Here is a 1,031-nt window from a genome sequence, read left to right on the forward strand (position 1 = left end):
TTGATGGATTGGTTAGGCTCTTGAAATCATAGCACTTTCAGCCGCTTTCTTTTATACCCCGTGAGAAATCCAGGCTAACGTTGCTGCGTAATTTACAATGTTTATAACGACATAGTTAAAGAGTGCTTAAATAGCGGGGATAGGTATTAATCCATGCATATTGGTGTACTTGAGGATGATCTGGATCAACAACAGTTTATAAAACAGTGCTTGCTCTCGGCTGGATATGAGGTGTCATTGTTTGGTCGATCCAATGAACTACGAAGAAGCACTCAGCAGCAATTATTCGATTTTCTTATCATTGATTGGCGCTTACCCGATGGCTGTGGCATGGACGTTGTTAGTCACCTTCGTCAGCATGACGGCTGGAAAGGCCCGATTCTGTTTATTACCGCTAGTCAGCATGAGGATGACGTCGTACAAGCTCTAGAGCAGGGGGCCGACGATTTCCTGGCCAAGCCTCTCCGACCCAAAGAGCTGATTGCTAGGGTCAATGCATTAAGCCGACGAATGGGATATACCCCCTCTACAACAGCCGCTAATTTTTCTGAAACCTATTCGCTCAATATCGAGAAGCGTATTGTTTACCTGGATGAGCGGCCCGTAAATCTGACTGAGCGAGAGTACCGCCTTGCAGCCCTGTTTTTTTCCAAAACGGGGGAATTGCTTACCCGTCCACATTTGCTGGAACTGATATGGGGAATGAAAGGTGATATTTCTACGCGTACCGTCGATACCCACGTTAGCCGTCTTCGGCGCAAACTCGAATTAGATGGGCAGCATGGCCTACGTCTAAAAAGCATATACCAGTCGGGCTATCGCTTGGAGACATGCCAGCCTACTGGCGCTGAAACTACTTGCACCGAGAACTAGTGCTATGCAGTAACCCCGTCTTGGCGCCGGATTAGTCTGACTTAGGCATGCATTCGGCATTGTGCGAAACGTCGCTGAGCTAAGGCAAGGCAAGGCAAGGCAAGGCAAGGCAAGGCAAGGCAAGGCAAGGCAAGGCAAGGCAAGGCAAGGCAAGGCAA

At 48.5% G+C, this 1,031-nt stretch carries 1 protein-coding gene; it reads left to right on the forward strand.

Annotated features, from left to right (window positions below; translation table 11 throughout):
* Nucleotides 1-153: 153 nt before the first annotated feature.
* Nucleotides 154-873 (forward strand): response regulator transcription factor, encoded by a 720-nt coding sequence (locus tag INT33_RS20995; protein ID WP_193092944.1) that lies wholly within the window; start codon nt 154-156, stop codon nt 871-873.
* Nucleotides 874-1,031: the final 158 nt, after the last annotated feature.

The organism is Halomonas colorata (assembly GCF_014897985.1).
GTDB classification, from domain to species: Bacteria; Pseudomonadota; Gammaproteobacteria; order Pseudomonadales; family Halomonadaceae; genus Vreelandella; species Vreelandella colorata.